Source organism: Bacillus cereus group sp. MYBK15-3 (assembly GCF_051916765.1).
In the GTDB taxonomy this organism is placed as follows: Bacteria; Bacillota; Bacilli; order Bacillales; family Bacillaceae_G; genus Bacillus_A; species Bacillus_A cereus.
In genome coordinates, this window is record NZ_JBQAHG010000010.1 from 1 (window position 1) to 24,917 (window position 24,917).

Here is a 24,917-nt window from a genome sequence, read left to right on the forward strand (position 1 = left end):
TTTTACTATTTCTTGCGCTTTCTCTTCTTCTTTAGCTTTCTCTTCTTCTTTAGCTTTTACTATTTCTTGCGCTTTCTCTTCTTCTTTAGCTTTTACTATTTCTTGCGCTTTCTCTTCTTCTTTTACTTCTTCTTTGACTTTTGCTTCTTCTTTAGGCTTTACTATTTCTTGCACTTTCGGTTCTTCTTTAACTTTTACTTCTTCTTTAATTTTTGCCTCTTCTTTAGGCTTTACTATTTCTTGTACTTTCGTTTTTGCTACTTTCTGCGTCTTTACTTCTTTCTTTTCTTTAACTGATTTTTGTACTTTCGCTACTTGCTTCGTTTTCTCTTCGGTTTTCTTTTCAGTTGGTGCTGTACTTGATAGGAAAGAAACGTTTGCATAAGCCGTTTTTCCTTTGTACTCAAATTGCAGCCATCCGTCTTTTACTTGATGCGTTGATTCAATTACATCATCTTTTTTTAGTCTGCCAAGAATTTCTGAATCCGTGTTTGCTTCAGTACGTACATTTAACAAATTCGCCGTTACATGATATACATCTTTTGTAAACTCCGAACTTACAAACACTTCTTTACCATTCAACTCAATTTTTGACCAGCCATCTTCGGTATTTATGACTTTTAACTCTTGCCCATTCTTTACTTTTTCGACCACTTTTGATTCTGTAGTCGGTTTTTCACGTACGTTAAGTACATCTGCTGTTACAATTGTTTCTGCGGTAGCAGTTGTGGTAAACGCCCCCAATCCAAAAATAGTTGCTGTTGCTGCGCCAATTACTTTTTTCATATTAGCCTCCATTAAATTTTTTTGAATTTTACCAAATGCCTTCGTAAAATTGTATAATTTTACATAATATCAAAACATTTGCAACAGTATATTAATATTGTTTAATATACTGTTATTAAAACTCCTTACTCCAATACTATCAAATTCTCATTTCTAATTCTATATATTATAAATCTCCTTATCTTTTATAAAAGCTCCATGCTCTTCTTCACACTAAATAGTTGTAGCAATTCCCGCCAAAAATAAACTTACGATTGCTAAAATTTGAGTAGCGACAATAGCCCCTCTTAAATGAAACTTATAATCTTTATATCCTTTCATACCTTCCGTACTAGGAATCACAACAAACCTTGGAGTAATCCAGCAAAAAATTAGCCAATCAATTATAAGTAAATCTACTAAATTGAAAATCATTAAAATACCAAAAGTGTGTAAATAGGCATCCATATACATTAACTTTTCATGCTTATGTAGTATATATGTAGAAACGAAAGGACTACCGAAAAGAATAGTATTATATACAATATTAAAATAAATGCTTTGCTTTTTTTCATGAATCGATTTTGGAAAAACTACTTTTTGAATATCTTTCGGATAATCAGTTAACGAAAGTCGAGGATTATAATATAAGGACCCTAAAATCATTACAGATAGTACAATAGACATGATGACACCAACGTACATCATTTGTTCAAATTGATTCATATACTGTATTCACCCTTTTCTGTAATTACTATGATGGTCATTCACTTAATTACATATTGTATGTACGTACACAATCAAAAATTAACAACTAGCTTTAATAGCAAAGCAAAATTGTTGCAATGCAAATGCAAATTTAATACAGTGGAAGCCTAATTGATACAGATAGGATTGGTGAAACCTATGAAAATTGAACATATTGCAATTTGGGTAAATGACTTAGAATGTATGCGTGATTTTTATATGAAATACTTTAATGGTAAAGCAAACTCTTTATATCATAATAAAACGAAACAATTTGAATCTTATTTTATTACGTTCGAATCTGGAGCAAGACTTGAACTTATGCGTAAAAAAGGGATTGAAAATAAGCCTAATTTAAACATAACCGGCTATGCTCATATGGCTTTTTCTGTCGGTAGTGAAGAACGTGTGAATGAACTAACAAAGGTGATAAAAGATGCTGGTTATCCTTTATTAAATGGACCACGTTTTACTGGAGATGGCTATTATGAAAGTGTAATAGGCGATCCAGAAGGCAATCAAATAGAAATTACGATTTAACTTACCCTTTTCCACCACCTCCGTATTTTTCCACGGATTAGGCGGTGCTGTTGCTGAGGTGCCAAATGAGCAACTGCTTACTTTTACCGAAAAGCACTATCAAACATATCAATATTCGCTACTTGGGAGCAACCAGAAGGTGCTGGTGGAAGTATTCGATGGGTGAAGACTTCCGTTTGGCAATGCTCCCCTTTACAAAAGGTGTCTATGTTAATACTCCTGACCTATCCATTAAAAATTGGCCAGATGCATACTTCAGTTGCAACTTTGACCGATTAATGGAAGTAAAAGCGGAATACTTTGCGAAAAATGTCTTTAACTTTCCGCAAAGTATTCCGCTTTTTTAAACTATATATTCCACCTAATATATCAAAATATAAAACATCTATTTTTTATGGGTGTTTTACAAAAAGAATTTACATAATATAATTATTAGTTGCTTTTTTTACTAAATATCTATTCAGCAATCGAAAGTAACACTTTCTCAAGGTCTTTTTTAGATAACATACTTTCGTTTATATAGCCATTCCTTTAATTGTACTTCATCCAAAGCTCCGTTCCCCTCTCATGATCTTTCACACTATATTCGCTCGTTTTTCACAAAAGGTTCATTTTACATGAAAATTTATTTATTACAATAAAAATATAAGGTATATTTTTATGAAAAGGAGGAATTCAAGAATGAATACAGAGGATAAAATTTACGCTGAAAAAGTGTTGAAAAATCTCTTTATCGGATCACAAGTTGATGGATTACAATTTGGTATTTCTCCAGGCGCTATAAAGATTCATTTCACAAACTTTCACGACTCAGTTGATTATGACGGACAATTATATATCAATATCGAATCCAAATGGTGTTTATTTAATAAACCTCAAAAAAGCTACCCATTAAATGAAGATGAATTTGAAGTTTATTCTGAGAAAGAAGAATATGAAAGAATATGTAAGATAAGAAGACAAAAAGTTACCGATATACAACTTGGCTTAGAAATCCCTCATTTAATTATTACATTAGATAGTGGACAAATTATTTTTTTAAATGGTTTTCATGATTATTATGAATGTTGGCAAGCTGGTATCCTATGTGAGCAATGGCTTGTAGTCGCTGCACCTGGGAATGAAATCGCCACTTGGACTCCTGATGAGTTTATCGATAAATAAACTGTTTTCACGAAGAAAAATCGAAAATATTTTATGAACTACATAACTATTTCTATTACACTTAAACGAATAGACATTTTACTTTAATAGAAATCATTTTATTAAATTTGAAAGGATAATACTGATGGCATGTGTCCATGATTTTGGAATAATTGACGAATTTAATTCTCAAAAAAGTTACAATGATTATACACCAGAGAAATATCATTGTATTTCTGTTAATGATGATATTATCAGTAGTTTAAATCAAAATTTATCAATTATGAAAACCTACTTCCATACAGTCAAAAATCAGGAATACGGTTTAGCTTATTGTGGTATTACAATTATCCCTCCTGAATCTTTAGCAATTTTCTATGAAACAGTTACATCCTCAAAGTTCTTCAGAAAATCTGATGAGCTGAATGAGTTAGCTTCAAAAATTGTACAAGCTGCAGCAGAACAGAAGTACATGATCCATTATGGGGTTTAAATGTAATTCAAAAAATGCTTAGGATTTCTACGAAGCATTTTTTGTATGTTACTAATACATTTATTCCTTAACCATTTAGTCAACGCTTGAGCCTATGGACCCATCTTTTACAAGTGAGGGCGCCCATATTAATCTAAATAAGCGTCTCATTTCCAATCTTCCAGCTAAACCATCTCCCGTGCCCTTCTGTTTCTCCAACCGTTTCACGATATTCGTTTCCGTTAATATAATAATCAATATGAAGGTCACGATCCCACATGTTGTTATACAGGTGGAATACATCACGTTTTGCGCCAATTTCTTGTATTTGTTTTTCTAACTTATGTTTTACTTGTTCTTGTATTTGATTTGCGACGTGTGTATGGAAAATACAAATAACAGCTTCTTCACTTATTTGTTCAATAATAGATGATAATAGCTCTACACCGTCTCCTTCTATTAATTGGACAGATTCATTTTTCACTAAAGATGCAGCTTGATCAAACATCTCAAGCCTTTCTTTATGTTCTGGCCAAATTAAAGCACGTAACCATAAATAATCTTCCTCATCATGTAAATCATTCACATGTAAGTCCAGTCCGATTCTTTCTACGACAGATGGGCTTTCTTTTAGAAAATGCGGTACATTCTCCCCTCTTATTTCAGAAGTTACATGCACATTTGAATTTATATTTCCGTACATTTCATCCGTCCCGTACGAATAACAATATTGGTCCCAGAACAGTTGCAACCCAGAACTTGTCCCAATTTCAATTAACGCTAACGGCTTCTTCACTTTGTTAAATATGTAGCAGAAACTTGGGTATAAGTATGCGCACCGTCTTACTTCATTTGTTTGAACGAGTTTCGTTTGTAACAAAGTAATGATTTCTTCTCGGTACTCTTTACAGAAATCTTTAAAATGATTAAAAGCTTTATCTAAATTTGTATCAGCATTTTCAACTAAACTACTATAATACGTTTTTAAATGATGTTCTTTCCCTGCTAGCAATAAATAATGTACTGCACCTAATAGTAAGTTTGGGACTGGTTGACCTACCTGAGCATAGGACGATAGTGTAAGTACTTCCTCATCTTCAGCAATTTTCATTGATAAATATTCATATAAATCACTTGACCCTTTACATTCCTTTATTGAAAAGTTTCGAAATAAGCTTGAAATTTGTTCTTTTGTACACATTAGAGTCCCTCCTTTTTATTTTTCAGAATAATCTTACCATTACAGAAAGAATAATCCCATAAAAAGGTACTCGATTTAGTCACTTAAGGATACGTAAGCTTTTTCGAGATAATTTCAAACTGTAATTTTTTTCTATTTATCACCTTAAAAGAGCTTGTTAAATAAGATTTTTAGCGAATAAAACGTTAAATAGTTTAAAATTATCAGATAACACTAGATATTTTAGTCTATTAATTATTATAATAGAGTATGAGATGGTTATATAATTGAGACAAAAAAGGTATACACCTAGGTGGGGCCTAGGCGGTGTTTCTCTTTTACGGCTTAGACATAGAAAACACCTACACTTTTTTGCCAATATAGGGGATGGAGAGATTATCATGAGCAACATGCAGCAAAAAACAGACGTTATCTTAATTGGTGCAGGAATTATGAGTGCAACGTTAGGCTCATTACTAAAAGAATTAGCACCAGAATGGGAAATTAAAGTTTTTGAAAAACTCGCAAGTGCCGGGGAAGAAAGCTCTAACGAATGGAATAATGCAGGTACTGGGCATTCTGCGCTATGCGAACTGAACTATACTTCCGAAAAAGCTGACGGATCTATAGATATTAGTAAGGCTGTAAAAGTGAATGAGCAATTCCAGCTTTCAAGACAATTTTGGGCATATCTTGTAAAGAGCAAATTAATTCGTAATCCACAAGATTTTATTATGCCACTACCTCATATGAGTTTAGTACAAGGGGAAAAAAATGTTGAGTTTCTAAAAAACCGTTTTGAAGCGCTTTCAAAAAATCCACTGTTTCAAGGAATGGAATTTTCTGATGCTCCTGAAACATTAAAAAAATGGCTTCCACTCATTATGGAAGGTCGCACATCTAATGAACCGATGGCGGCAACGAAGATTGACTCTGGAACAGATGTTAACTTCGGTGCATTAACACGTATGTTGTTTGATTACTTAAAAACAAAAAATGTCGAGCTAAACTACAAGCATAGTGTCGAAAATATTAAGCGCACGAAAAATGGTTTGTGGGAAGTAAAAGTACACGATATGAATAGTGGTAAAATTGAGCATCATACTGCTAAATTCGTCTTTATTGGCGGCGGTGGCGGTAGCCTACCTCTACTCCAAAAGACTGGTATCCCTGAATCAAAGCATATCGGTGGCTTCCCAGTAAGTGGACTATTTATGGTATGTAAAAACCAAAAAGTTGTAGAGCAGCATCATGCGAAAGTGTACGGTAAAGCTAAAGTTGGCGCTCCGCCAATGTCTGTACCTCATCTAGATACGAGATATATAGACAATAAAAAAGCTTTACTGTTTGGACCATTCGCAGGCTTCTCACCTAAATTCTTAAAAACTGGCTCAAATCTTGACTTAATCGGTTCTGTAAAACCGAATAACGTCTTAACGATGTTAGCCGCTGGTGTAAAAGAAATGGGACTTACAAAATACTTAATTCAGCAAGTTATGTTATCACATGAAAAACGTATGGAAGAATTACGCGAATTCATTCCGAACGCGAAAAGTGAAGATTGGGATATTGTAGTTGCTGGACAACGTGTACAAGTAATTAAAGATACTGATGCTGGCGGTAAAGGAACACTTCAATTTGGTACAGAAGTAGTAAGTGCAGCTGACGGCTCAATCGCCGCATTACTAGGCGCATCACCAGGTGCTTCTACTGCTGTTCACGTCATGCTTGAAGTATTAGAAAAATGTTTCCCAAGCCGCATGGTAGAATGGGAAGAAAAAATAAAAGAAATGATTCCTTCATATGGCATTTCACTAACTGAAAATCCAAGATTGTTCCAAGATCTTCACACTTCTACTGGTCGTACACTTGGATTAAACGAAAAAGAAACTGTTCATAATTAATGCAGAAATAAAAAAACGTCCGATATATTCGGACGTTTTTTTGTCTACTAAAAATTATACTTATCAATATTATCTTTCGTAAATACAACTCGTTCTGGTAATACGATAATTCCGTTCCCTTCTGCCTCATAATCATATCCTTGAATGGAGTTTGGCTCTACTTTCACTTTTCCAATTCCTTTTACTTCGAAGCTATCCCCTACTTTTAACTTCTTCCCTTTTACAACAATTTCATTTGCTACATACGTTGCGAGAGCACCTTGTTGTTTTACATCCCATAAACCAAATTGTTGTACTGTTCCTCGTTTTACATAATCACGCATAACGTTCGGTGTAGAAAATCCAGTTACCACTACTTTTTTATCCATTTTTAAGTTTTCAGCTGCCTGCGCCATTGCTGGGAGTGCTGTTGCATCTGGACAAATAACTGCGTTAATATCTGGATACGTTTTTAATATGTTCTCCCCTACGGATAAAGATTTTTGTGCATTATTTTCACCGTACTGCGTCGTTACAATTTCCCAGTTCGGATATTTCTTTTTAATAATTTCTTTCGCTTTCGTTACCCATTGGTTTTGATCCGTTACTGTCGGGCTAGAATAAAAGAATGCTACTTTTCCTTTATCTCCAATTTGCTTAGAAGTCATTTCTATTAATAAGTTAGCAAGTTGGTCTGGTGTTCCTTGGCTTATATAAAAAGAACGATCTTTCGGATTCACATCAGAATCCCATGTTAAGACGGTCATTCCTTTTTTCTTAGCACGTTGTAGTGATTGCGATAAACCATCAACTGATGTAGAGGAAACCATAAGTGCATCATAGTTTTGGTTAATAAAATTATTTATATACTTTACTTGCCCTGATACACTCGCTTCAGACGGCCCATCATATTTCACTTGTACGCCTAGCTTCTCTCCCATCTCCTTTGCTCCTTCACCTCCCGATGTGAAGAAACCAACTCCTGTTAATTTCGGAATAAATGCAAATTTCACATCATCAGCCTTTTTCTTATCTGCCGTTTGGCTAGAACACGCAATTAAACCGATTAAACAAATACATACAATCAATACAATCCCTAGTTTTCTCTTCATGACATTTCCCCCTTATGCAAACTCTGTCTTTTCCCCGCTAAAAATTGATGTAATTTGAAATGTCTCATAATAACTGAAAGAATAAGGATAATACCTATTACTACATTGGATTGTTCATTTGTTAAACCCGTCATTTGCAAGCCATACTGCATGAGCCCAATGAAAATACTCGCCAGTACAGTACCGAAAATACTTCCTTTTCCACCTGTAATAAGTGTCCCGCCTAATACAACTGCTGTAATGATTGGTAATATTGTTTCGCTTCCTATATCAGCACGTGCAGAACCGAAATATGCAGTTAAGAAAGCTCCTCCTAATCCACCTCCTAACCCAGAAAGTATGTAAGCAATGATTACTACTTTCTTCGTCTTAATCCCGGTGTATTTTGCTGCATTTTCATTCGCGCCTGTTAATTTTACGTGGCGCCCATATATCGTTCGGTGAAACAAAATCGTGCATACAATTGTTAATAAAATAAGTAGCCATAATAAATTGGGTATTCCTATAAAACTACCATTTGCTAGTTGTACATAAGTATCAGGTAAACCGCTTATCCCTTCATATCCAGAAGTACCTGCCCCTCCTGAAATGACGAGTGCAATTCCTCCGTATAAAAACATCGTTCCGAGTGTAACGACTAGTGGTTCTACATCTGTCAATTTTATAATAAGCCCATTTAAAGCTCCTGCTAAGCAACTGACTATAAGTGCCATTATTACTGCTAGTAAAATATGAATTCCATTCATCCAAAACACACCAATTAAAATCGAGGTTAGCCCCATAATTGATCCTACAGATACGTCAATTCCTCCTGTTACAATAACGAAAGTCATTGGAATTGCCGCGATTGCTATGAATAGAAAATCATTTGTACTAAAAAGGAGATTACTAATATTTAAGAAATTGCTGTTTATAAAACTAAAGAAAATGAATTCTATAAGAAGTAATATGATTAACACACCTTCCCATTTGTAAAAATACTTCATAGATTCATTCTCCTTTCTGCTTTCCACTTCTTCATGACGCTATCTAATATGATAATAAGTAATAGTAAAAAACCTGAAATAGCATTATTCCAAAATGCTGGTATTTTTAAAAAGATAAGTGAACTGCTTATCACTTCTAAAAACAATGCTCCTAGTGCAGCTCCAAATATAGAACCTGTTCCTCCTTTTAGATGAATTCCTCCTAGCACAGCAGCTGCAATCACCTGTAGTTCCATTCCTGTACCTGTTTGATTTGGAACGAACCCGATATTCATAACAAATATGCAACCAGCGATTGCCGCACTTATGCCCGATACAATAAACGCATTTATCTTCACTTGATTAACAGGTATACCAATGAGTCTCGCACCATCTTCATTGTCACCTACCGCATAGAAGTATCTTCCGTAAGGTACCTTCCTTAAAAAGAAATATAGTAGTAATAAAACAATTAGAATACCCCATACAGTTATCGGCAGACCAAGTATGACGATAGATGAAAGTTTCTTAAAATTATTTGGAATATCTTCAATCCACTTCCCGCCTGTGAAAATTAACATTGTACCTCTAATAATTCCTAACATGCCTAATGTCATAATAATGGCTGGTACCCGAAACTTCGCAACTCCAATACCATTTACGAAACCGATAATGGCCCCAAGTATAATAGCTACAAATATCGACAAGAATGCACTATACCCATTCGTTAACATCATTCCGCAAACTGCTGCACTTAATCCCATGCTTGAACCAACTGATACATCTATATTTTTCGTAAATAAGACGAACGATTGACCGATTGCTAGCACGACTAAAATAACGCTTGATTTCATCAGTAAAGATAACGAGGTAAATTGAATAAAACTAGGGTTTATCATCCCTACAATAGCTATATAAATTAGTAGTAACATTATGATAGACGTTTCGTGCATTTTATACATACGTTTCATTCCGTTACACCTCCGTATGCAAGGCGTGTAACTTCATTCACACTCAGTTGTTCTTTTTCCATATAAGAAACAAAGCGCCCATTTCTCATTACATATACACGGTTTACTAATTGGATAATTTCTTCAACATCTGAAGAGATTAATAAAATTGCGAGTCCTTCCCTTTTCATTTTTTTTATCGTCTCATACACTTCAAGCCTTGCTTTCGCATCAATTCCGCGAGTCGGCTCATCAAGAATAATAATTTTCGGATTACATGCAAGATACTTCGCAAGCACGACCTTCTGCTGATTACCTCCTGATAAAGATGCCAATTCTTTATTCATATTCTGTACAACAATTCGGAACTGTTCTATAAACGAATTAACTAAAGCGCTTTCTTTTTCTTGATTTATAAAAAAGCGATTATTTTGATATAAACTTGCTGCTGCAATATTTTCTTTAACAGAAGCAATTGAGAAAATTCCATTCCTCACTCTATCCTCTGGCACATAAACTAGGCCTTCGTCTAGCCTTTTATGCAAAGAACACGTATCAATTGATTTTCCACCCAATAAGATAGACCCTGATTTTATAGTTTTCAATCCAAATATCGCTTCTGCTAATTCCGTTCTGCCAGATCCTATAATGCCAGCAACACCTACAACCTCACCCGCATGTACAGTGAATGATATATTTTCGAATGCGTGACCATTTATATCAACCACTTCTAATATTTTTTTCGTCTTTACTGTCTCTTGAACTACTTCTATTTTCTCTTTCTGTTTATATCCTTTTGGCAATAGTCCCTCCATCAGCATGTCATATGTATAGTCACATACATCACCTTGGCTTACAACCATTCCATCACGTAGTATTGCTACTTTGTTGGCAATTTCAAAGATTTCTGGAAAACGATGCGTAATATAAATCATCCCAATTCCTTTTTCTTGTAAACTTTTCATCAACACAAAAAGACTCTTAATTTCGTGTGTTGTTAATGTCGATGTTGGCTCATCTAGAATAAGAATCTCAGCTTCTCTTATTAATCCTCTAACGATTTCTACTAACTGTTGTTGCGCAATCGATAATGTTCCTCCTAGTTTATTAAGGTCAATATCCCATCCTAAGCTGCTAATCAATTGCTGAATCTGTACTTTTAGTTTCTTTTTCTTTTCTTTTAACCCGATACATATATTTTCTTCAATAGTCATATGCGGAAAAATGAGTGGTTCTTGCGGTATTAAATAAATACCTTTTCGGTGTGCTTCTGATGGATTTGAAAACTGTTGCTTCATTCCTTTTACATACATCTCTCCATCATCATACGAATATAACCCCGTTAATATTTTCATTAATGTCGATTTCCCGGCGCCATTTCCACCAACTAAAGCGTATATATCACCATGCTCTACTTGTAAGTTCACTTCCTTTAGCACAAGTTGATTCGAAAACGCCTTACTCATTTTCTTCACTTGTAATAAGGGCACATTCTCCACATGATGTCACCTGCCTTTACCCAGAACATTTTTTGAGAAAATGATTATTTGTTCTACTTGTTTTGTAGCATTGTATATTCCTTTTTTCATATCTAGAACACTTTTTTCAATGTACTATTAATCGTTTCAACTGGAATAAACAAAATATGTGACACATATGTTTAAGCATTGGTCAATTGTTGAAAGGGATGAAGAGTATGTCACAGCTGAACTTTGAAGAAAATTTATTAACTAAAGTAGCCTGGTACTATTATAAAGATCAATTAACACAACAAGAGATTGCTTCACTTCTTCATATTTCAAGAAATAAAGTCGTCCGGTTATTAGATAAGGCACGCAGTGAAGGTATCGTTACATTTCACGTAAAAGGAACCGGTTTGCATTGCTTGAGCATTGAACGTGACTTAATGAAAAAGTTCCACTTAAGAGATGCTTTCATTATCCCTACTCCAATAAACAATTATGCTACTTCTCTCGGAAAAGCCGCTGCACAATATTTAGAGACTCATCTCCAACAAGGTGATTTACTCGGCATCGGCTGGGGTGAAACGATAAGTAAAATGCTAGAAAACATTCATTTTGAAAGTTCTATTAATCTTTCATTCGTAACGCTAACAGGCGGAGTAAACCACTATCTCCCAAGAAAACAAAACTATTTACACTACATGCAAGGCGAACTTCATATTATTCCTACTCCTTTTCTAGCATCTTCTACTGAAATGGCACGAAGTATTTTATCAGAACCAAGTGTGAAAGATATGCTTCATGTCGCTTCACTTGCACATACAGCAGTTGTCGGTATTGGCGGGTTATCTCAAGACGCTACAATTGTAAAAGAAGAAAAATTAACGCTACGTGAAATGACATATATTCGAAGTCAAAACGGGGCGGGCGATATTTTAGGACAGTTTTATAATACGAATGGTGAGTTATTAGAGCTCTCGCATCATAATCGTCTAATTGGCACACCACTTACGATTCTTCGCAACATGAAGCATGTCATTGGTGTGGCTGGAGGTACTGAAAAGATAGATGCAATTTATGGTGCCTTAAAAGGAAAGTTTATTCATTCATTAATTACCGATGAGGAAACTGCCCTCTCCTTATTACGAAAGGATGGTGATTGTTAATGTCCCATTTATTAGCTTTCGATGCTGGTACAGGGAGCATTCGAGCAGTTCTTTTTGATTTACATGGTAATCAAATTGCAGTAAGTCAAAAAGAATGGATTCACAAATCTGACCCTCGTTATCCAGGCTCTATGAACTTTGATGTAATAGAAAATTGGAAGCTAGTACAAGAATGTACGAAAGAGGTTCTTCAAAAAAGCAATACCCCTGCCTCTTCTATTCTTGCTATTAGCGCTACAAGTATGCGAGAAGGTTTTGTTTTATATGATAAACATGGGCAAGAAATATGGGCATGTGCAAATGTTGATGGCCGTGCATCCGTCGAAGTTAGTGAATTAAAAGAAATTCGGTCACATCTTGAAAAAGATTTATATACAAAGTCTGGTCAAACTTTTTCATTAGGTGCTTTACCACGCCTACTCTGGATAAAAAAACATGAACCCGACGTCCATAATAATATTTACTCTTTTACAATGTTAAACGATTGGATTTTATATAAACTAAGCGGCGTACTGCAAATTGATCCCTCAAACGGATGCACGTCAGGTATTTTTGACTTACAAAATAGAGTGTGGGATAACGATGTCGCTAAGGAGTGCGGTCTATCTTTGCCATTTTCACCAACAGTAAATGAAGCTGGTACAGTAATTGGCAACGTTACAAAAGAGTGTGCAGCATTAACTGGATTACGTGAAGGGATTCCTGTCGTCGCCGGGGGGGGGGATGCTCAAATGTCATCGCTCGGAACAGGAATCGTGAAACCGAATCAAACATTAATATGCGGGGGTAGCTTTTGGCAACAAGAAGTGAATGTTACTGAGCCAATAACAGATCCACATGCTGCGATTCGAGTAAATTGTCACGTCGTTCCGAACCTATGGCAATATGAAACAATCGCCTTTTTCCCAGGTCTCGTTATGCGCTGGTTTCGAGACGCTTTTTGCCAAGAAGAAAAGAAACTTGCTGATAAACTCGGTGTAGATGCTTATGAATTACTAGAAGAACAAGCGAAAGACGTACCTGTCGGTTCACATGGCATTATCCCTACTTTTTCAAACGTTATGAACTACATTTCTTGGCGTCATGCCGCACCTTCTTTTTTAAATTTAAGTTTAGACGCTGACAAATGCGGAAAAAAAGAACTGTTTCGTGCTATTGAAGAAAATGCAGCCTTCGTTACACTTGGAAACTTAAAACTAATTGAAAATCTTACTGGTACATTCCCTTCTGAAGTCGTTTTTGCTGGCGGTGCCGCTAAAGGGAAACTATGGCCACAAATTCTATCAGACGTACTCGGCATTCCTGTAAAAGTACCCGTTGTGAAAGAAGCAGCTGCTTTAGGAACTGCGATTGCTGCTGGAGTTGGTGCTGGCATATATTCATCTATGGAAGAAACTGCCGAAGAGTTTGTACAGTGGGAGCAAACATTCGAACCAGTTACTGAAAATCACGAACTATATAAAGAGTTCTATGAAACATGGAAAACTGTATATGACAGTCAGCTCGCTTTAGCTGATAAAGGGCTCACCTCACATATGTGGATTGCGCCTGGTGCACTGTAACACATTACATAAAGGAGTGAACTGTATGTTAAAAGCGAATGAAAATGACTTCTCCTATCGCTTCGGTGATAACGGGCCGAAATATTTAATACAAGGTCCAAATATTGATCTTGGCCTTGTTGTCATTCAACCGGGCCAGGAGTTTCAAAACCATTATCATACGACGTGCGAAGAGGTCTTTTATGCATTAGAAGGTGAAATAGATTTCTATGTGAATAATGAAAGAGTTCCAATTAAACAAGGTGATGTCCTGCAAGTTCGTCCTCATGAATCTCACTATCTTATTAACCATTCTGACAAACCTTTTAAAGCTGTTTTTATTAAGTCACCACATTTACCAAATAAAGATACGGTACAAACGGAAAATCCAACATTAACGAAGGAGTGATTTGGAATGACTTGGGGATTTAAAAATCGATTAAATACAATTTTACCTGATGGTAGAGCGGTTATGTTAGCAATAGATCACGGTTATTTCTTAGGACCAATTCACGGACTAGAACAACCACTTGAAACAGTAAAAAACTTACTTCCTTATACAGACTCCCTCTTTTTAACGCGTGGTGTACTTAGCTCCTGTATTCCTGAAAACTGCAGCACACCGATGGTTATGCGTGTATCTGGCGGCGCTACTGTCGTCGGTAAAGATTTAGCGAATGAAACAATTGTTACACCTGTGAAAGAAGCAGTGAAGCAAAACGCAATTGGCGTTGGCGTTTCTGTTTTTGTCGGATCAGACTATGAAACACAAACTGTTACAAATCTCGCAAATGTAGTCTCTGAAGCTCACGATTACGGCCTACCTGTACTCGGCATTACCGCAGTCGCAAAAGAATTACAAAAACGTGAAGCTCGCTTTCTAGCACTTGCTTCCCGCGTATGTGTTGAAATGGGTGCTGATATTATTAAAACGTATTACTGCGAAGGGTTCGAAAAAATAACGAGCACATGCCCTGCCCCAGTAGTCATCGCGGGCGGCCCCAAACTAGATTCAATTGAAGACGCATTAAACATTACGTACAATGCGTTGCAAGAAGGCGCAATTGGAGTAGACATGGGCCGAAACATATGGCAATCCGAGCACCCAGCTGCGATGATCCAAGCAATACATGGCATTGTAAAAAATGGATTGAATGTGAAAGAGGCACTTGAACTTTATGATGATGTGAAGAATTAAAGTAAAAAAGACAGACTATTTATTAGTCTGTCTTTTTTACTTTACAGTGAAACTTTCTTAATCCGTCTTCTAATATGATACATATTTAAATTTTATACACCTTCAAATGATTACTCTTGATGATTACTATTAAGCTTTGAAACTTTCTTATCTTCTCTATAATCAAGACAAGACACTTCAATTAATAAGCCATTAAATACTGTAAAATAAAAACCATAACTACTACCTCTCATCGAATAAGGTTCCTTGTCTATTTCAATGCCGCCGGCTACTAAACGATTATATGCTTGATCCACTTCACTTGATGTATCCACTAAAAAACCAATATGAAAAGCTTCCGGATACGTAACTTCCTTATTCCCTTTAAATGCTTTTGGATCACTTAGTACAAGTATAAAACCACTCTCATCACTCATGACTACAAGTGCTTTCCCTTTTTGCTCCAAAAATTGAAAATCAAAAAATGTTTCAAAGAAATGTCTCGCTTCCGATAAATCATCAACACATAAATTTAAATGATTCAGCTTCATGTACTCATCTCCTTTTAAACTGAGGGTATATGGATTCATTTTTTTCATAACACTTAAATATGTAAGGGAAAATATTCAAGCGTTCCGTCTAAGACTATGCTTTATAAGTCTAATATTTTTTTCTATAGCCTAGAACGTTTTTTAAATGAATGAAAGATTTCCTATCATTCCCATCCCCCCAGTAATAAAAAAGAGGATACATGTTTGCTTCTACAACATGTATCCTCTGCTTGTATATTACAACTGTTGATAAGCCGATTTCGATGATTTCACATAATAAACCGCATGATCCACATTAATAATATGATCTGGTTTTGGTTTACCACGGCCCGCTCTATGTCCAGCTAAGTGTTCTTCACTTGTTTCCCAGTTTTTCCATGCTTCTTCCGATTCCCAGCGAATCATTACGACAACTTCTTCGTCGCCGCGTCTTACTTTTTTCACGAGAACACTTAAATCGATGAAGCCTTCAAATTTTTCAATAATACCTTCTCCAGTGAAACGTTCTACAACTATATTTGATGTACCTTCTTTTACTGTAAATGTTTTCGTTTCGATAAACATATATTCCACTCCCTCTTTGTTATACGAATACTAGTATTCTTCTATTATAATTGATTATGATAATTATTTTCAATTGTAAAGTTTTAATTTTTTGAATTATGCTGATTTCTTTTCTATCGCCTCATCTAAAAATTTGAAATATGGAAGTAACATCCCTATTAAAGATGTAACACATATAACTGCACCGATAATTACATATAGCGCTCTTACTCCCCACATTTCACTCAATATTCCCCCTACTAACACACCTAATGGCATAGCGGATCGTATGAAAAATAAACGCACTGAAAATACTTGTCCTATCATATTATTTGGGACGATTTGTTGGCATATTGTTGTGTTATGAACATTGAAAAATGCAATACAAATCCCTGCTATTACTTCAATTAGTATTGCAATGATAATACTATGATTGAACCCTAATGAAATGTATGTGAGCCCCCCTATAAACAATCCTCCAAGCATAAGTATACGCCGGCTTTTATATGTTACTTTTCCGACTACTACTGATCCAATTACGTAGCCAAGTGGAAAACCTGCCATAAAATAGCCGTACTCTGCATATCCCGCTAACAGCTCGTCTTTTATATAAGGAAGATTTGTGACCATCGTTACCCCTACTCCAAACTGCACGAAAGTAAGAAATATACCGAGCCAAACGATGATTGGTTTTGTAAAAAAATATGTAAAACCTTGAAGAAATTGTTCTAGCCACGTTTTTCGTATATCTGTTGTAGTTCTCTTTTCTTTTATATAAAGTAAGAAAGCACCACTAACAAATAGACAAATACATACGAAAGATAATGTAAGTTCTGTTCCAATGAAATGAATGACTACTCCGCCCAATACTGGCGCAAGAAACATCATGAGACGAGTCATTCCATCAATATACGCATTTGCGTCTTGAAGTTGTCCTTGACTTACAATGCTCGGTGTAATTGCCTGACTCGCAGGTGTATAAAGAGGTGTAATAAGTCCCACTACAATTTGAACAACATAAATGTGCCAAACTTCTATACTACCTGTAACTAGCATCACCAAAGGTAATAAGAATACGGACGCCCGTATCCATTGTGAAAAAATCATAATCCACTTCCGGCTCCATTTATCAATAAATGGGCCACTTATTAATTGCAGTATGAGTGATGGGATGAAATATAATAGCCACATACTACTTAAAGCCATTTCCGATCCTGTTAACTCATATACTAGAATTGAATTACATAACGTTCCGAAAGCCCCTCCTAATTCTGAGATTGCACTACCAATCCACATGAAAAAGAAAGAACGATTTTTCAATATATTTTTCAATTTCACACACCAACTTTTCTTTTATATTCCTCCCTTTATGTACATTCCCGTTGTTAATTATCTATTCAAAAACATATCTAATTCTTTCGCTAAAGACTGTACTGCTTTCTTTCTTAATACATATTTTCCGTCATGTATATCAACTAACTTCGCTGCACGTAACAATTTCAAATGATGGTGTACAGTCGATTTACCAAGCTGTAATCTTTCCGTTATTTCCTGTAATGTACGTTCTTTTTCAAACAACATTTTTACAATTCGCAATCTCGCTTCATCTCCAAGAGCCTTATGTTTTTGAACTAAAAAATAATTCGGTTCATACGGATCTTCAGGATGAATACTTTCATTCGCAACTGGATAATGAAATACTTTCGTATCATCAATATCCGCTTCAATATTCCACGGTCTGTACGTCATTTGCGGAATAAGAAGTACGTGATGAACACTTGGCTCTGGCATATAGTTCACTCCGCCAGTCGCCCACTCGACAAACTCTTCCGGCTTCATCTTTTTATTCATTTCATTTTTCGCTTCATAATCTCGTTTTAATATAGAAAATATTTGTTCTTCCTCTCTTTTAATAACACTCTCATACCAACCTGTCATAACAGCGATTAAATGCGATTTCAGCACTTGTACATCTACATTACATATAAAGCTAATATAAGTAGAAAAAAACTGATGATTATCTGTTAGTTCCTTTAGTTCATGTATTGCACATACAACTCCCGTTGCAGCTAAACGCCTTTTCTCTTCATACTTCTCTCCTAAAAACGGTAAACATATAAATTTCAAATCTTCTTCTGAAAGTGAATCAATTTTAAAATTAAACTGCGATAAATCTTGAAAATCCTCTTCATACAATAACTGGAGTAATGCTTTCCACGTATTATGTTCTTCTACAAACTGTAAGTGTTCTCTCATTTCTTCTGTTAATGCTTCCTTAATTTCTTCCCATTCACTTTGAGTCTTTTCAAGTGTATCAATTAACCTTTTATGAGTAATAGCAGCAATGCCAAGTGCACATTCGAAAAGTATCGAATATTTCACCTGAACGTTGTATGTTTCTCTTTTTCTGCTCGTTATGTGATAGACCTCCATTTTTATCCACTCCTTGTTTGCTATATAACATATTCTATTTTTATCGAATTTTACCTTCTATATTTTTAGAACCGTTTTGCAATTTTAAAAAAACTTTGATCAATGAGCAAACAGAAAAAGGTTCATACTCTTTTCATTCTGACTCAATGAAAGCCTTGATTATTAAATATCATATTAAAAATGAGATTTTTTAATGGCTCAATTATACGTTGTATTTCACTCTCTTGTTCAACTATAGAGAAGGTTTATTGAAGAGAAAAGCGAATTGATTTTATTAAGAAAAATGAACAGGAGGCTATAAGAATGGAAAGAAAAGAAATGTTGCAAAATGGAGTCCAACAAGTTTTTTACGAGGAAGAATGGTACCCACCGATATCTGAAGCGTTAAAAAATCTTACTGCTGAACAAGCATGTTGGAAACCAGAAGGTGCTGCCAGTAATACGATTTGGGAAAATGTGAACCATTTATTAATCTTTAAAGAACGCCTACATTCCCGCTTACATGATGACGACACATTTGTGGCTCCACAAAATAATGATGAGACGTTTATCCAAGGTGGACCTAATGATGATGCCGCTTGGCAGCAAACAGTGAACCGAACGCTTCAAGTACATGATGCCTTACAAGCTTCATTAACATCCTTTCAAGAAGCAGAACTAGATCAGCCAAAGCCTTCTCTACCAATTTGGCAACAATATTTGAATATCCTTTTGCACGATGCTTATCATACAGGACAAATTATACAACTTCGAAAACTCCAAGGTTCATGGCCAACTCACCGTTCTTATTTATAAGCGATGTTTACATTTGCTGACGTTTAACATGCAACCAAATAATTGAAAATAGCTACTTGTTTTGTAAATACTGCGATTGCTCAAAATAAAGCAAATTAAAATACGTGAATCCCAAACATCATTTACCCTCTTCATAACTTCTGATCATAATCCAAATTTGGAAGAATAGAGGCTTTTTTATATACAAATAATAAGCCTCAAGGAGTTGTTGACATGTATTTCATATTGAATATGTTAGGGATTTTCGTTGTCATATTAATCGTTTTCTTATGTTCGCCTAATAAAAAACATATAAAATGGAGACCAATTGTAATTCTCATCCTATTGGAGCTTTTTATTACATGGTTTATGTTAGGCACAAAGCTCGGCAGTATTATCATTAATAAAATTGCGTCATTTTTCAGTTGGCTACTAGCATGTGCGAATGAAGGTATTCGATTTGCATTTCCTTCAGCTATGGAAAGCCAGCACATTGATTTCTTCTTTAGTGCGTTACTTCCTATCATTTTTGTTATTACTTTTTTCGATATTCTATCTTATTTCGGAATCTTAACTTGGATTATTGATAAAGTAGGTGCAGTTATTTCAAAGATTTCTCGTTTACCAAAGTTAGAAAGTTTCTTTTCGATTCAAATGATGTTTTTAGGAAACACCGAAGCACTTGCGGTTGTTCGTGATCAATTATCTGTGTTAAAAGAAAATCGATTATTAACTTTTGGAATTATGAGTATGAGTAGCGTTAGCGGATCCATTCTTGGCGCTTATTTATCAATGGTGCCAGCAACATATATTTTCAGCGCCATTCCATTAAATTGTATTAACGCATTAATTTTAGCCAATGTATTAAATCCTGTGGAAGTTTCGAAAGAAGAAGACGTTGTTTACACACCTTCAAAACATGAAAAAAAGGATTTCTTTTCTACTATTTCAAACAGTATGTTAGTTGGGATGAATATGGTTATCGTTATTTTAGCTATGGTAATTGGTTATGTAGCTTTAACAGCATGTTTAAATGGGATTTTAGGATTTTTTGTAACGGGGTTAACAATTCAAAAAATCTTCTCCATTATCTTTAGTCCTTTTGCATTTTTACTCGGTTTATCAGGCAGTGATGCTATGTATGTAGCTGAATTAATGGGGATCAAAATAACGACGAATGAATTTGTTGCAATGATGGATTTAAAATCAAACTTAAAATCGCTACAACCGCATACGGTTGCGGTTGCAACGACATTTCTAGCTTCTTTTGCTAACTTTAGTACAGTAGGTATGATTTACGGAACTTACAATTCATTATTTGGCGGAGAAAAATCATCAGTCATCGGTAAAAATGTTTGGAAGCTTCTTGTTAGCGGGATGGCTGTTTCTTTATTAAGTGCTATGCTCGTTGGGCTATTTGTATGGTAAATAATTTTTATAATAAAAGACACCCAAGCCAATTGAGTGTCTTTTATTATTATTTTCGAATTTGCCCATTTCCACGAATCACATATTTTGTAGAAGTTAATGCTGGAAGCCCCATTGGTCCTCTTACGTGTAACTTTTGTGTACTGATACCAATTTCCGCTCCGAATCCAAATTCGGATCCATCTGTAAAACGAGTCGATGCATTATGATAAAGTACCGCGGCATCTACAGAAGTAAAAAACTTGCTGACGTTTTCCTCGTTTTCAGTAATAATTGCTTCAGAATGCATAGATCCATACGTATTTATATGATGAATCGCTTCTTCAACAGTGGAAACCACTTTCACTGCTAGTGTGAGAGATAAAAACTCAGTTTCCCAGTCTTCTTCTGTCGCAAGTAAGATAGAAGGATCAATCTCCACTGCTTTATTATCACCACGTAGCTCCACTCCTCTTTCCTTCAAGGAAGAAAACAACTCGCTACCATATTGCTCTGCCCACTTCTCATGAAGTACAATCGTTTCAATTGCATTACATACAGATGGACGCTGCGTTTTTGCGTTTATAATAATATCAAATGCCATTTGTTTATCCGCTGTTTCATCAATGAAAATATGACAATTCCCCGCACCTGTTTCAAGTACTGGAACAGACGCTTCCCTCACTACTGTATCAATTAATTGTTTACCGCCTCTTGGTATAAGAACATCCAAGTACTCGTTCAATGTAAACAACTGTTTTGCACTATCTCTCGTTGTATCTTCTATGAGCTGTACACTTTCTGAAGGCAAGCTAGTCTGCTTAAGCGCCCGGTTAATAACGCTAACGATGGCTTTGTTAGAATGAATAGCAGAAGAACTACCACGTAGTATTACTGCGTTTCCTGTTTTTAAACAAATTGTAGCAGCATCAACAGTTACATTCGGTCTTGCCTCATAAATCATTCCGACAACACCAAGTGGTACGCGCATCTCCTGAATAGATAGTCCATTTGGTCGTTCCCATGCACTTACACATTCTCCTACAGGATCACGTAATTCAATTAACTGCTTAATACCCTCTGTCATATCAACAATTCGCTGTTCATTCAGCAAAAGGCGATCAAGGATTGAATGAGAAAATCCTTTCTCCTTACCTTCTTCAATATCCCGTTTGTTTTCTTCTAAAATATAAGCTGTTTCTACTATCAGCTGATTAGCAATTGCAGCAAGTGCTTCATTTTTTTGATCTGTAGTTTTAAGCACAAGTTCTCTAGCAACCTCTTTTGCTTTTATCCCCTTTGCCAACACTTCATTCATTTTTATTTCCTCCTTTTTAAAGTGAAACCCAATGATCCCTATGGATGACTTCATAACTATGTCTCTCGCCTCTTACTTGAATATCTTGGCTTTGCATACCTTTTACATCTCTTAGTTCCTCTGCACTATATGTGCATTGTCCTTTTCCTATTACGCGCCCTTGTTGCGTTACAACCTCTACAACTTCACCCACTTGGAAAAATCCTGATACATTCGTAACACCAGCTGGAAGTAAACTCTTCCCATGCTGAATGATGGCAGTAGCTGCCCCAGCATCTACTTCAATTTGTCCGTTAACAAGCGAATGCAAGGCAATCCATTGCTTGTTCATCTTCATTTCTTTTTGAGGAGCATTACCAACATACGTTCCATCACCCTTACCCTTCAAAACATCTACAAACTTTTCCTGTCCACGTCCTGTTCCGATAAATACACTCACACCAAGAGAGAGTGCTGTCTTTGCAGCATCGATTTTTGATTTCATACCGCCAGTCCCAAGTTTTGAGCCTGCATCTCCTGCAAGAGAAGAAATTTCTTCCGTAACTTCAGGAAGAAAATAATATTTTTTTGCATCCGCATTTTTCTGAGGATTTTTGTCATATAACCCGTTCACATCCGTAAAGATCATAAGCATATCCGCCGAAACAAGCCCGCTTACTAAAGCTGACAGCATATCATTATCACCGAACGTTAGCTCCTCTAAAGAGATGGAATCATTTTCATTAATAATTGGAAGAGCGGAACGGTTTAATAATTCTCCTAACGTAGCGTAAGCATTACTATATTGTTCTTTTCTAGAAAAATCACTTCTCGTCAGCAAAAGTTGCGCAGTAACGATGCCATATTTACGGAATTCCTCCGTGTACGCCTGCATTAACAAACTTTGTCCGACAGCTGCTGCAGCCTGTTTCCCTTTAATCGTTACAGGTCTGCTAGGATATCCTAGCGCTGAAAAACCTGCAGCGACGGCTCCAGATGTAATTAACACAACCTCGTGCCCATCTTCTTTCAACCGAGCCAATGCGGCAACGTGATCTGAAAGCTGTTCTGTAGAGATGCCTCCATGACTATCTGCCAAGGAACTACTCCCAATCTTTACAACAATTCGTTGTTTTTTCACTTTTTTATCCCCCAAGTCTAAAATCAAAGTTTTTTTATAAATTACACTTCATTCACTTTGTAACTATATCTATTCTCATCAATGCTGCACTGAAGTATTTAAGAGCAAAATAAAAATGACCGCTTCGCCCTTAATAAAATAAAAAGGACGAAACGGTCATTGTTCCGCGGTACCACCTTAATTGATATACATAGATATCCACTTGGTGCCTATAACGCAGGCGAACGCCTAAACTTTCATTTAAGACTCAGGGATAGGTTCGATATATTCTATACGAGGAATCTTTCAGCCGGTGAATTCCACTCTCTTTCGCAAGAAGACATATGTACTAATTCCCTTCAACGATTTTCAATCTAATTTTTTTATATTATGCGATATAGTTCGATTCGGTGTCAAGAGGTATTTTTAAAAATAAATAGAACCACAAGTTATTTGTATGAAATTATCGCCCTACTGAATGAAAATACAAAATGATATAAGTTTAACTCATATTCATAAACATAAAACCTTACATTATAGTGTATATATTTACATAATGTCGAATATAATTAATTTTTGTCTTTTAGTGTTGCAAAAAGGAATATATTCTCTTAGAATGTTTCTTTATATTGCACAGGGATGTTATTCTTATTCTAAGAAAATAATATCAAACCGATATAATTGATTATAAAAGGAGCAAGATTGAGTTATTATGGATAAACAAATTGGATTCATCGGTTGCGGAAATATGGGAATGGCTATGATTGGCGGAATGATAAACAAAAATATAGTGTCTTCAAATCAAATTATTTGTTCAGATTTAAACACTGCTAATTTAAAAAATGCTAGTGAAAAATATGGGCTAACTACAACTACCGACAACAATAAAGTAGCTAAAAATGCTGATATTTTAATTTTATCAATCAAACCAGACCTATATTCATCAATAATTAATGAAATAAAAGAAGTAATCAAAAACGATGCTATCATCGTTACGATCGCTGCTGGAAAAAGCATTGAAAGTACTGAAAATGCCTTTAATAAAAAAGTAAAGGTTGTAAGAGTAATGCCTAATACTCCTGCTCTTGTTGGAGAAGGAATGTCTGCATTATGCCCTAATGAAATGGTTACAGAAAAAGATTTAGAAGATGTACTAAACATTTTCAATAGTTTTGGTCAAACAGAGATCGTAAGTGAAAAATTAATGGATGTTGTCACATCCGTAAGTGGTTCTTCACCAGCTTATGTATATATGATTATAGAAGCGATGGCAGATGCTGCTGTACTAGATGGTATGCCAAGAAATCAAGCATATAAATTCGCTGCTCAAGCTGTGTTAGGCTCTGCAAAAATGGTACTAGAAACAGGAATACATCCAGGTGAATTGAAAGATATGGTTTGTTCTCCTGGCGGAACGACAATAGAAGCTGTAGCGACATTAGAGGAAAAAGGATTACGAACAGCGATTATTTCAGCTATGCAGCGTTGTACGCAAAAGTCTGTTGAACTATCTGGTCAAACTAAAAAATAAAACTATAAAAGAGATTACGTTAGCTATGAATTCACATACTTTTAATTAAAAATTCACTACATGATAAACGGCCAAACTCATATAAAATTGAGCTTGGCCGTTCTACTTTTTAATTATATTAAAATAATTTTATTTGACTCTTCTTTAAAGGTTCTGT

At 35.5% G+C, this 24,917-nt stretch carries 24 protein-coding genes, 1 pseudogene and 1 other annotated feature; of the genes and pseudogenes, 12 read left to right on the plus strand and 13 right to left on the minus strand.

From position 1 onward, the window contains the following. Together ACTFR8_RS27505 and ACTFR8_RS27510 are read right to left on the minus strand one after the other, a co-directional pair. Window positions 1-786 (minus strand): SH3 domain-containing protein (locus tag ACTFR8_RS27505; protein WP_440028756.1); only part of this gene is annotated, 786 nt, incomplete at its 3' end. Window positions 787-999: 213 nt separating this feature from the next. Then, complete coding sequence (locus tag ACTFR8_RS27510) at window positions 1,000-1,491, minus strand: hypothetical protein (RefSeq protein WP_001071233.1); 492 nt, start codon at window positions 1,489-1,491, stop codon at window positions 1,000-1,002. A gap of 180 nt (window positions 1,492-1,671) precedes the next feature. On the opposite strand from ACTFR8_RS27510, the gene ACTFR8_RS27515 reads away from it, so the two are divergent. From ACTFR8_RS27515 to ACTFR8_RS27530, 4 genes and pseudogenes are all read left to right on the plus strand, one after another. Next, entirely contained in the window at window positions 1,672-2,052 is a 381-nt protein-coding gene (locus ACTFR8_RS27515) for a VOC family protein (RefSeq protein ID WP_000687534.1), read from the plus strand. A 4-nt stretch (window positions 2,053-2,056) separates the two neighbouring features. Then, window positions 2,057-2,399, plus strand: a pseudogene (locus tag ACTFR8_RS27520) (BBE domain-containing protein); the annotation flags it as partial. Window positions 2,400-2,733: 334 nt separating this feature from the next. Further along, window positions 2,734-3,216 carry a hypothetical protein gene (locus ACTFR8_RS27525; protein ID WP_001090917.1) on the plus strand — a complete coding sequence of 161 codons (483 nt, stop codon included), beginning with the start codon at window positions 2,734-2,736 and terminating at the stop codon, window positions 3,214-3,216. 124 nt (window positions 3,217-3,340) lie between these two features. Further along, window positions 3,341-3,688, plus strand: coding sequence for a hypothetical protein (locus tag ACTFR8_RS27530; RefSeq protein WP_000752491.1), 348 nt, complete (start codon window positions 3,341-3,343; stop codon window positions 3,686-3,688). Between the two features lie 133 nt (window positions 3,689-3,821). On the opposite strand, the gene ACTFR8_RS27535 is transcribed toward ACTFR8_RS27530, so the two are convergent. Then, complete coding sequence (locus tag ACTFR8_RS27535) at window positions 3,822-4,868, minus strand: DUF2332 domain-containing protein (RefSeq protein ID WP_070757959.1); 1,047 nt, start codon at window positions 4,866-4,868, stop codon at window positions 3,822-3,824. Between the two features lie 380 nt (window positions 4,869-5,248). Between ACTFR8_RS27535 and ACTFR8_RS27540 the strand changes: the two genes are divergently transcribed. Next, window positions 5,249-6,751 carry a malate:quinone oxidoreductase gene (locus ACTFR8_RS27540; RefSeq protein WP_000069138.1) on the plus strand — a complete coding sequence of 501 codons (1,503 nt, stop codon included), beginning with the start codon at window positions 5,249-5,251 and terminating at the stop codon, window positions 6,749-6,751. Between the two features lie 47 nt (window positions 6,752-6,798). Here the strand turns inward: ACTFR8_RS27540 and lsrB are convergent, their stop codons facing one another. From lsrB to ACTFR8_RS27560, 4 genes are read right to left on the minus strand one after another with little or no spacing between them, the layout of a single operon-like run. Beyond that, complete coding sequence (gene lsrB / locus ACTFR8_RS27545; RefSeq protein ID WP_000823656.1) at window positions 6,799-7,842, minus strand: autoinducer 2 ABC transporter substrate-binding protein LsrB; 1,044 nt, start codon at window positions 7,840-7,842, stop codon at window positions 6,799-6,801. Beyond that, window positions 7,839-8,828, minus strand: coding sequence for an ABC transporter permease (locus ACTFR8_RS27550; protein ID WP_119781593.1), 990 nt, complete (start codon window positions 8,826-8,828; stop codon window positions 7,839-7,841). Before ACTFR8_RS27550 ends, lsrB begins: the two co-directional genes overlap by 4 nt. After that, a complete protein-coding gene (locus ACTFR8_RS27555; protein WP_088046312.1) occupies window positions 8,825-9,778 on the minus strand; it encodes an ABC transporter permease subunit in 954 nt (317 codons plus the stop codon). Before ACTFR8_RS27555 ends, ACTFR8_RS27550 begins: the two co-directional genes overlap by 4 nt. After that, window positions 9,775-11,256 carry a sugar ABC transporter ATP-binding protein gene (locus ACTFR8_RS27560; protein ID WP_100617174.1) on the minus strand — a complete coding sequence of 494 codons (1,482 nt, stop codon included), beginning with the start codon at window positions 11,254-11,256 and terminating at the stop codon, window positions 9,775-9,777. Before ACTFR8_RS27560 ends, ACTFR8_RS27555 begins: the two co-directional genes overlap by 4 nt. A gap of 179 nt (window positions 11,257-11,435) precedes the next feature. Between ACTFR8_RS27560 and ACTFR8_RS27565 the strand changes: the two genes are divergently transcribed. The 4 genes from ACTFR8_RS27565 to lsrF are packed head-to-tail and all read left to right on the plus strand — an operon-like array spanning window position 11,436 to window position 15,125. Continuing rightward, window positions 11,436-12,386: a sugar-binding transcriptional regulator gene (locus ACTFR8_RS27565; RefSeq protein ID WP_119781595.1), complete on the plus strand. Its 951-nt coding sequence runs from the start codon at window positions 11,436-11,438 to the stop codon at window positions 12,384-12,386. Then, a complete protein-coding gene (gene lsrK / locus ACTFR8_RS27570) occupies window positions 12,386-13,948 on the plus strand; it encodes an autoinducer-2 kinase (RefSeq protein WP_252209591.1) in 1,563 nt (520 codons plus the stop codon). The genes ACTFR8_RS27565 and lsrK overlap by 1 nt, the downstream gene beginning before the upstream one ends. Before the next feature lie 25 nt (window positions 13,949-13,973). Continuing rightward, on the plus strand, window positions 13,974-14,336 hold the full coding sequence (locus ACTFR8_RS27575; protein ID WP_000909986.1) for a cupin domain-containing protein: 363 nt from the start codon (window positions 13,974-13,976) through the stop codon (window positions 14,334-14,336). Window positions 14,337-14,342: 6 nt separating this feature from the next. After that, window positions 14,343-15,125 (plus strand): 3-hydroxy-5-phosphonooxypentane-2,4-dione thiolase, encoded by a 783-nt coding sequence (gene lsrF / locus ACTFR8_RS27580; protein ID WP_000219782.1) that lies wholly within the window; start codon window positions 14,343-14,345, stop codon window positions 15,123-15,125. A 110-nt stretch (window positions 15,126-15,235) separates the two neighbouring features. Here lsrF and ACTFR8_RS27585 read toward each other — a convergent pair whose 3' ends face one another. The 4 genes from ACTFR8_RS27585 to ACTFR8_RS27600 form a co-directional block, all read right to left on the minus strand. Then, window positions 15,236-15,655 carry a VOC family protein gene (locus tag ACTFR8_RS27585; RefSeq protein WP_000773087.1) on the minus strand — a complete coding sequence of 140 codons (420 nt, stop codon included), beginning with the start codon at window positions 15,653-15,655 and terminating at the stop codon, window positions 15,236-15,238. A gap of 237 nt (window positions 15,656-15,892) precedes the next feature. Continuing rightward, the gene (gene hmoA, locus ACTFR8_RS27590) at window positions 15,893-16,219 is read right to left on the minus strand and encodes a heme-degrading monooxygenase HmoA (RefSeq protein ID WP_000469497.1); all 327 of its coding nucleotides are present in this window, start codon (window positions 16,217-16,219) and stop codon (window positions 15,893-15,895) included. A gap of 96 nt (window positions 16,220-16,315) precedes the next feature. Beyond that, window positions 16,316-17,536, minus strand: a complete 1,221-nt coding sequence (locus ACTFR8_RS27595; RefSeq protein ID WP_088046315.1) for an MFS transporter — start codon at window positions 17,534-17,536, stop codon at window positions 16,316-16,318. A gap of 51 nt (window positions 17,537-17,587) precedes the next feature. Next, on the minus strand, window positions 17,588-18,631 hold the full coding sequence (locus tag ACTFR8_RS27600) for an ArsR/SmtB family transcription factor (protein WP_000454578.1): 1,044 nt from the start codon (window positions 18,629-18,631) through the stop codon (window positions 17,588-17,590). 303 nt (window positions 18,632-18,934) lie between these two features. Between ACTFR8_RS27600 and ACTFR8_RS27605 the strand changes: the two genes are divergently transcribed. After that, complete coding sequence (locus ACTFR8_RS27605) at window positions 18,935-19,426, plus strand: DinB family protein (RefSeq protein ID WP_088046316.1); 492 nt, start codon at window positions 18,935-18,937, stop codon at window positions 19,424-19,426. Window positions 19,427-19,639: 213 nt separating this feature from the next. Next, window positions 19,640-20,833: a NupC/NupG family nucleoside CNT transporter gene (locus ACTFR8_RS27610; protein ID WP_000273603.1), complete on the plus strand. Its 1,194-nt coding sequence runs from the start codon at window positions 19,640-19,642 to the stop codon at window positions 20,831-20,833. 49 nt (window positions 20,834-20,882) lie between these two features. On the opposite strand, the gene ACTFR8_RS27615 is transcribed toward ACTFR8_RS27610, so the two are convergent. Together ACTFR8_RS27615 and proB are read right to left on the minus strand one after the other, a co-directional pair. Further along, window positions 20,883-22,130, minus strand: a complete 1,248-nt coding sequence (locus tag ACTFR8_RS27615; protein WP_252209592.1) for a glutamate-5-semialdehyde dehydrogenase — start codon at window positions 22,128-22,130, stop codon at window positions 20,883-20,885. Window positions 22,131-22,146: 16 nt separating this feature from the next. Continuing rightward, the gene (gene proB, locus ACTFR8_RS27620) at window positions 22,147-23,250 is read right to left on the minus strand and encodes a glutamate 5-kinase (protein WP_252209593.1); all 1,104 of its coding nucleotides are present in this window, start codon (window positions 23,248-23,250) and stop codon (window positions 22,147-22,149) included. Window positions 23,251-23,390: 140 nt separating this feature from the next. After that, window positions 23,391-23,601 (minus strand) — a binding site (T-box leader). A gap of 340 nt (window positions 23,602-23,941) precedes the next feature. Between proB and proC the strand changes: the two genes are divergently transcribed. Further along, entirely contained in the window at window positions 23,942-24,760 is an 819-nt protein-coding gene (gene proC, locus ACTFR8_RS27625; RefSeq protein ID WP_000360729.1) for a pyrroline-5-carboxylate reductase, read from the plus strand. Window positions 24,761-24,917 lie beyond the last annotated feature (157 nt).